The 1,425-nt window shown below is 43.4% G+C and carries 2 protein-coding genes; both read left to right on the top strand.

The annotated features are described in order from the left end of the window. Positions 1-987, top strand: a 987-nt coding sequence (gene hflK / locus A3761_RS12275) for an FtsH protease activity modulator HflK (RefSeq protein ID WP_068750282.1), incomplete at its 5' end; no start/stop codon positions are given. Further along, the coding region (locus A3761_RS12270) for an SPFH domain-containing protein (protein WP_255374944.1) at positions 988-1,425 on the top strand (438 nt) is incomplete at its 3' end.

Below are 1,425 nucleotides of genomic sequence, written 5' to 3'. Positions count from 1 at the left end.
TCAAGCCAGGGTGCTGGTGGTGTATTTATTTTGGCATTGATTGCGCTGGTCATCTTTTTAGGCTTTAAGTCATTTTATACCATTGATGAGCAGGAAAGAGGCGTTGTCCTTCAATTAGGTAAGTACAACCGAACCTTGGACCCGGGCTTACGCTTTGTGATTCCTGTTGTCGAGAAGGTCATTCCTGTAAACGTAACTAATGTTCGAAATGCCGAGTTGAAGCAAGAAATGCTGACTCAGGATGAGAACGTGGTTCAGGTTGAACTAAACGTTCAGTATACGGTATCGGACCCAGTAGCATTTGCTTTACGCGTTGAAGATCCAGAGCGTAGTTTACAACATGCTGCTGAATCAGCATTACGGCATGAAGTGGGTAGTACAGATTTGAACCCAATTCTAACGGCTGGCCGTGCTGTGCTTGCAGAAAATGCGCGAACGCGTCTGCAAAGCTTTATGGATTCCTACGACACGGGTGTTAACGTTAGTATTGTTAACGTTAAAGAAGCGCGTGCACCTGCTGCTGTTCAGTCAGCCTTTGATGATGTTCAAAAGGCTAATCTGGATAAAGAGCGTTATGTAAACGAAGCAGAGGCTTATGCCAACACCGTTGTTCCCGAAGCGCGTGGTAAGTCTCAGCGAATGTTAGAAGAAGCGAACGCATATAAAGAGCAGGTTATCTCTCAGGCACAAGGTGAGGCTGATCGTTTTAAGAAGTTACTTGTTGAATATAAAAAAGCGCCAGAAGTTACCAGAGACCGTTTATATCTTGACGCAATCTCATCGGTATACAGCAATAGCAGTAAAGTCTTGGTGGATGTAGAAGGCGGCAACAATATGATGTATTTGCCTTTGGATAAGCTAATGTCTAACCGCTCTGTTAGTCTATCAAATGATGATAGCGTAGATCAGTCTGTGTCAGATATTGCAGACCAAGTTATTGAGGAGCTTCGTTCAAGAAACAACCGTACATCCAGGGAGAGCAGATAAATGTCTAAGTCTTCATTATTATCTTTGATTTCATTACTGGTTGTTGTCGTTGTTCTATCTGCATCGATTTATGTAGTAGATGAGCGAGAAGTGGGTATCAAGCTTCAGTTTGGTGAAATCGTTGAAACAAACATTCAGCCAGGTGTGCACTTCAAGATGCCTTTCTTTCAGAATGTTCGTTTGTTTGATGCGCGTCTTCTAACCTTAGATGCACAGCCAGCACGTTTTCTTACCGTGGGTAAGAAATTTGTAATCGTTGACTCTTTCATTAAGTGGAAGATTGTCGATGTTAAAGCTTATTACAAGGCAACAGCGGGTAATCGTTGGCAAGCCACGACCTTGTTGGCGAACTCAACCAACAAAGGCTTACGAGACGAATTTGCATCTCGCAGCTTAACTGAGGTGGTATCGGGTGAGCGTGATCAGTTGATGAGTATC

The sequence above is a fragment of the Oleiphilus sp. HI0123 genome (assembly GCF_001635315.1).
Note: the sequence above shows the minus strand (reverse complement) of the source record. Positions and strands in the feature narration are given on the sequence as shown.